Source organism: Streptomyces atratus, assembly GCF_014648655.1.
GTDB lineage: Bacteria > Actinomycetota > Actinomycetes > Streptomycetales > Streptomycetaceae > Streptomyces > Streptomyces atratus.
Genome location: NZ_BMRN01000113.1, coordinates 1 through 6,560, shown reverse-complemented (window position 1 = coordinate 6,560; position 6,560 = coordinate 1). Strand labels below are relative to the sequence as shown.

Here is a 6,560-nt window from a genome sequence, read left to right as displayed (position 1 = left end):
TGGCTGCCCATGCTGTCCCGGTGCTCGATCTCCCCGCTGAACAGCCAGCTCACCGTCTGCAGACCGGTGTGCGGATGGGGCGCGACGTCCATGCCGCCCGTGTCGGTGACGTCGTCGGGGCCGTAGTGGTCGACGAAGCACCAGGCCCCGATCAGTGTCCGGGCCCGCTGTGGCAGCGTACGCCGTACCGTCATCGCCCTCGGACCACCCAACGGGACGTCCCGCGCGGACAGGACGTCGACCTTCGGCGCATGCTCACCATGGCCCGATGCCCCGCAGCGCAGTTCGGCGGGCTCCCTATCGACGTCGCTCATCGCACGTCCTTCCCAGGGATGATTTCATGTTCAATGATCACGTCTGATGGTAAGCCGACGCCCCAACAAGCACACGATAAGACGAGCGGGCCCGAGCGTCCCATGAAGGAGTCCAGGTTGAGTGGCACTGTGGCAGGCCCCGTGAGCAGGCGGGTCTTCGTCGACAAGCAGAGTCCGAGTGCCTACCACGCACTGATCGAGACCTCCGATGCGGTCCGCGCGGTCGCCTCCGACGCGGGGCTGGACCGGACGATCGTGGAGCTGATCAACCTCCGCGTGTCACAGATCAACAACTGCGCCTACTGCCTCAGCGTGCACACCCGGGCCGCGCTGCGTGCGGGCGAGACCACCCAGCGCCTGGGCGTGCTGGCCGCCTGGCGCGACACCGAACTGTTCACGACACAGGAACGCGCGGCGCTCGCCCTGGCGGAGGCGACCACCGAGCCCGCGAACGCTGTCGCGCAGGAGAGCGCCTACGACGCAGCCCGCCAAGCCCTCACCGACGACGAGATCTCCGCGGTGATCTGGGTGGCGATCACCATCAACGCTTTCAACCGGGTCTCCATCATGAGCAAGCACCCCGTGCGCGGGATCCCCCAGCAGTGATCCGGTCTCTCCCCGGCCGGGCGCCGAGTCATAGGCCGTACGCAACGGCTTCCACCAACCACGGAGGGCGACCAGGGCGGCCGGGAAGTCGAGGTGATGGCCTCGCGGTTGAACGACAATCGCGTCGACGATGATCAGCAAGGGTTGGTCCGTCGCCGTGTCCGAGAGCAGCGTCAAGACGCCGAGCCTGATCAGCAGCGGGTCCGGCACCTGCGATCCGTCGGCCTGATCCATGCCGAATACGCAGCGCAAGGCGTCGCGCTGCCATGAGGGGAGCCGCTCGACACCTGTAGATACCGGACGCAACAGCTGGTGCACTCCTGCGAACCAAGATCCTTCTCGCCTTCGCAGCCTCGTACCCAGAGCACGCGTCGACCGTGAGACTCGGTCTGCGAGGCAGCCCAGTCCACCAGGATGCTTTTGCTGCCCCCGGCTCACCGGTCAGCACGAGCACCCTCGGGTCACTCCCGTCTGCGGCGTCGACCAGCTGCCTGATCCGGGACTTTTCGTGATCCCTGCCCAGGGACTGCGGCTCGGTGCCGAAGTCCATGTTAGCTTCTTTCCTCCAACCGTCCGCTTGGCAGAGCAGGCGCACAGGCGACGAAAGTGCTCATCGCTCTGACTACATCCTGCCAGGCCCACCGCATGGACCGGCCAGCGCGTAACTGGTCACATGACAGAAGGGTGCATTCCTGCATCCTTGACAGCATCCGAATCGGCACGACGACAGCATTCTTGTCCGTGGTTTCGGCTGATCGGAATGTGGTGGGGGATTCGAGGTGAGGAGGCGCAGTGGCCGCCGATGAGGGAGACGGCCCCGACCGTTCAGGGCTGAGTGGCACGCTGCCGATCGGCCGAGAGACAGAGGTCGACCGGATTCTTCGGTCCATCGACAGACCCTGTGACCCGCCACACGCTCTGCTCATACTGGGGGAAGCCGGCACCGGCAAGACCCAGTTGCTCCGGGTCGCAGAGGAGACGGCCAGAGGACGCCGAACCCGGGTCTTGTCGGCGCAGGGCTGGGAATCGGAGGAACCGCTGTCATTCGCCTCCCTGCACCAGCTCCTCCTCCCGGTGCTCGGCGAACTCGATGCACTGCCGGAGCACCAGCGGCTGGCACTTCGCACTGCCTTTGGGACGGCTCCGGACGCCCGGCCGCCGGAGGGAAAGGTGCTGCGCGCCGCGGTCCTGACACTGCTGAGTCACATCGCGCAGGCAAGCCCGGTCCTGCTGACAGTGGACGACATCCAGGACTGTGACCGTGACTCCATGGGGATCCTCTACTTCGTGACACGACGGTTGACCGACCAGGCTGTGACAGTGCTGTTCGCAGCACGCGGAGAGGCTCCCCCGGCCGGAGCTCCTACGGATCTCGCCGTCTTGTGTCTCGGGCCGCTGTCCCGGCGGGCGGCGGCCCGGCTTCTGGATGCGCAGCCCGGTGCACCCACCGGAAGGGCCAGACTTGACTTGCTCCGGCAAGCGGAGGGCCATCCGCAGTCGGTCATCGAGCTCAGCCGGGCCGCGCGCGGCGAAGCCTGGCCGTCACTGGCGGGCGGGGAACCGCAGCAGAGCTCGCGCATCCAGCAGATGTCTGCCACACGCCTGAGTGCGCTGCCGGAAGGGACACAGCGCGCACTGCTCTACGCGGCGGCGGCCTCGCATCATGAGGAGCTCACGACTGTCATGGCCGCTTTGGGCACGCACGACCTGAAGGTGTGGGTCCCAGCGGAGGAAGCCGGCCTGATCACGATCGCGGACGGTCGTCTCACCTTCCGCGACCCCCTGATCCGCGCTGCGGCCTTCCACCGTCAGTACGCAAAGCAGCGTCAACAGGTCCACCATGATCTGGCCGCCGTGCGCGGACAGAACCCGTCACACCGAGCCTGGCATCTGGCCGCAGCGACCATCGGTCCCAACGAGTCCGCGGCTGCGGCCTTGGAGGATGTTGCCACCACCGCTAACCAGGAGGGAAAATATTTCACTGCGGCAAAGGCACTGGAACAGGCCGCGCGCCTCAGTGCCCACGATCACGACCGGACCCGCCGTCTCGCCGGAGCTCTGACCGCCGCGAGTAATTTCGGAGACCCGGCATGGGTGCGCGACCTGTACGCGCTGCTCACCCGAGTGACCCGCGACCCGGACCTGATGTGCGGCGCAGCCTGCGCCCTGAGTGGAGCGCTGTCGCTGCTCTCGTTCCAACAGGAGGCCTTCAGCCTCCTGCTCAGCGTGTCGCAGCACACGCCCCCCGGCAGCGCCAAAACTGCCTTTGCCCTGGTGGCACTCGCCACGGGGATCGCCTTCCAGTCCGGCCTCCCCGAGCATCGGCAGCAGCTGCCACGACTGCTCGATCAGGCTGTACGGGCCGCACGAACGGAGAAGGACCGGTGTGAACAGGAGAACTGGTTCTTCCCCGAGCTAGCCGGGCCTGACGTCCTTGCGGCACTGGAAGCACTCGTGTCGACCGGAATCGAGCCGGTCGCCCACTCCGACAGCGCGTTGCGAAGGTTGACGACGCCGCGTCTCATCACCCCCGCCGGTCGGGGCCAGCTGATCCGGCTGATGGCGACCGCCTCGGTCGCCTACTACGCCGACGTGCCGGACCTGTGCGCGGAGCAGTTCCGGCAGGCAGACGAGCTGCTTCGCCAGCAAGAAGCCCTGGGCTCGCGCGCGTGGACCCTCGCGGCCCAGGTGGACACACTCTTGAGTATCGGGCGCTGGGCGGAAGCCGAAACACTGATCGAGGAGGGTCTCACTCACGCCGTCATCCACCGGTGGACTCGCGTCGAGATGGACCTCGAAGCGCTAGGAGCTACCCTGCGCGCACTTCACGGCGAGAACGTATCGGACATGCAGTTCATCGGCCCGAACTGGCGCTCCGTCAGCCTGGACGAGAACCGGGCCACACATGCCCGGATGCTGCGGGCATGCGGTCTGACAGCAATGGCCCTAGGTGACTGGGACAGTGCATTCCGGCACTTTCGCGCTCTGTTCCAGGACGACGACTCGCCCCTTGATCCCTTCCTTTCTCCCCGCTGCATCAGCGAACTGGCCTACGCCGCCCAGCGCGTCGGCCGGCAGCAGGAGGCGGCGCGCATCCTCATGGAAGTGCGAGAACGCCAGGGCCCCCGGCCGACAACACGGATGACACTGCTCATGCACCATGCGGCGGCCCTCATTGATGACGATGCCGACCCCGAGCACCACTTCCGCCTGGCCCTGGTCAACCCTGAGGCGGACAAGTGGCCCATGGAACGGGCCCAGGCTCGTTTGCACTATGCGATCTGGCTGCGCAGGCGCAGAAGGCCCCTGGAGGCGCGCACACAGCTGACCGCGGTTCTGGAAGCCGCTACCCGGCTGCGCGCCCGGCACCTTGCCGCCTCGGCCCGCAGCGAGCTGCGCGCGAGCGGGGTCTCCCACACTCCCGCGTCAGCAGATCGGTTGGCCGAGTTGACCGCCCAGCAACAGCAGATCGTGCGGCTGGCGGCAAACGGCCTGTCGAATCGAGAGATCGGCGAACGGTTGTTCCTCTCGCCGCGTACCGTGGGCTCGCACCTCTACAACGTCTATCCCAAGCTCGGCATCAGCAGCCGCCACCAGCTCCGTGACATTCTGCTGCACGACGGGTGACCTTCGCGAAGCAGCAGACGCAGCCTCAGGGGCTGACGGGCAGGGTGCACCAACATTCATCCTCCTTGGCCGCTGAGAGATGAACCAGAGCCCAGAGGGCAGAGCGAAAGGTGTACCGGATGGAGTCGGACTCCGGGGATGACGGGGGCGGGAAGTACCCGTCCTCCGTGGTTCTCGATCCGCTGGTGCAACGGCTCGTCGACGCGTCCTCGGCCCCCCCGTTTTTACACGAGCTGGGTCCGGTCGACGGCCGACAGGCGCTGAGGGAGTCCCAGATCCACCGGGTCGAGGACTTCGAGGTGGACGCCACCTTCCAGGTGGCGCCCGTGGGACCGTCCGGGCTGGTGGGCTTCTGGATCTTCAGACCAGCCCGCGTAAGAGGACCGCTCCCTGCCATGCTCTACGTCCACGGGGGCCGGTGGATGTTGGGAGACGCGCAGACCCACGCACGGCTCATCACCGAGCTCGCGCTCAGCGCGGGCGTGGCCGCTGTCGTCCCCGAGTACAGCCGCACTCCCGAGGCCCGCTATCCCGTGGCCATCGAGGAGTGCTACGCCCTGATGACCTGGGTCGTCCGGCAGGCCGGCGAACTCGATCTCGACGCGGACCGATTGGTGGCCGCCGGGGACTGTGCCGGCGCCACCATGGCCACGGCGCTCACCATGATGGCGAAGTCGCGCGGCGGCCCGAGGATTCGTGCCCAGCTGCTGTACTACCCGATCACCGACGCACAGTGCGACAGCTCCTCCCAACGGCAGTTCGCCAGTGGGTATCTCCTCACCCGGGAGGCCCTGCGCCGGTACTGGCAGCAGTACACCGACGATCCCCGGCAGCAGGATGATCCGACCGCGTCTCCGTTGCGCGCGAGCCTCGCAGAGCTTGCGGGGCTGCCGCCGGCGCTGGTGATCACAGCGGAGGCGGACGTGACACGGGACGAAGGGGAACAGTACGCGGATCAACTTCGTCGTGCCGGTGTGGAAGTGACCGCAGCCCGTTTTCTGGGCACCGTCCACGACTTCGTGTCCCTGACTGCATTGCGCGAGAGCCCACCGACGCGGGCGGCCGTACGACAGGGCGGTGCTTTCCTGCGCAGGCTGCTGAACTGAGAGGCGGTCAGGCCCGCCACCCAAAAGAGCACAGACCAGTCGGCCGACTGATGCGACTTCCCCTACACAAAGGCATGGTTGCGGGCATATCAGCAATCTTTGGTTCCTTCACGGAGAATGGCGGCCCCTGCCTCGGCTCCATCGCAAGGCGACGCGGTGAGGTACCGTCCACGAGTTCTGCCCCGATGTCACGCTCGGCGCAACGCCGCGAAGGACCGCGCCACATGGGGAAACAGGCCGCCGGAATACCGGACCGCACGGGCATCGTCGAAAAGTGACCGGCACGGACGGTCTCGGCTCTCTGCAGACCACCGCCCTGCGTTCCGACGACGAACGCACCCCCGTCCCGCCCTGGCTGGCAGACACCGGCGATGAGGAAGTCCTGTACGTCGCCCTGCATGTCCACGGTTCGGCCATGGTCCGCCACGACGAAAGCGAGGTCTTCCTGGAACCGTGCACGAGCTCGTTAGGGCTCGTAAAGAATCAACACGTTGGTTCGGTCTCTGTCGTGAGGGTCGCGCCGTGTGCGGTGGCGTGGACGAGGAGTCCTGCCAGGGTGCTGAGGTGTGCTGCTGGGGGCTGGGGTGTGTGCGCGATCACCGCCGCGTCACGAGCGTCGGTCTTCGCCTCGCCCGGATACAGGTCGGCGATCCGGCGCATTGCCAGGCCGGGCAGGTAGGCGACCTTGCAGCCCGCGTCCCGGGCCACGGCCAGCGGGAGGGCGCCGATCGAGGCGGGCTGGTCCACGATCACCAGGACGGTGCCGAACTTCGCGGTCAGCTTGTCGAACACGGCCCGCAGCCTCGGTTCGCTGTTGGGCAGTTGCTTGTCGAGGACCTTCTTCCCGGCCGGGGTGAGTCCGTGGCCGTGATGAGCACTCTTGCCGACGTCCAGGCCGAGGAACACG

Annotated in this window: 4 protein-coding genes and 1 pseudogene; 3 read left to right on the top strand and 2 right to left on the bottom strand. The window is 67.0% G+C overall.

Annotated elements, in window-relative coordinates:
- Positions 1 to 314: pirin family protein (locus tag IEZ15_RS43035; RefSeq protein ID WP_189282380.1), on the bottom strand; the 314-nt coding region annotated here is incomplete at its 3' end.
- 117 nt (positions 315 to 431) lie between these two features.
- Between IEZ15_RS43035 and IEZ15_RS43030 the strand changes: the two genes are divergently transcribed.
- The 3 genes from IEZ15_RS43030 (at position 432) to IEZ15_RS43020 (ending at position 5,653) form a co-directional block, all read left to right on the top strand.
- Positions 432 to 920 carry a carboxymuconolactone decarboxylase family protein gene (locus IEZ15_RS43030; protein ID WP_229846576.1) on the top strand — a complete coding sequence of 163 codons (489 nt, stop codon included), beginning with the start codon at positions 432 to 434 and terminating at the stop codon, positions 918 to 920.
- A gap of 792 nt (positions 921 to 1,712) precedes the next feature.
- Positions 1,713 to 4,547, top strand: a complete 2,835-nt coding sequence (locus IEZ15_RS43025; protein ID WP_229846575.1) for a helix-turn-helix transcriptional regulator — start codon at positions 1,713 to 1,715, stop codon at positions 4,545 to 4,547.
- A gap of 119 nt (positions 4,548 to 4,666) precedes the next feature.
- A complete protein-coding gene (locus IEZ15_RS43020) occupies positions 4,667 to 5,653 on the top strand; it encodes an alpha/beta hydrolase (RefSeq protein WP_189282378.1) in 987 nt (328 codons plus the stop codon).
- A 585-nt stretch (positions 5,654 to 6,238) separates the two neighbouring features.
- Here IEZ15_RS43020 and IEZ15_RS43015 read toward each other — a convergent pair.
- A pseudogene (locus tag IEZ15_RS43015) lies at positions 6,239 to 6,559 on the bottom strand (IS110 family transposase); the annotation flags it as partial.
- Position 6,560: the final 1 nt, after the last annotated feature.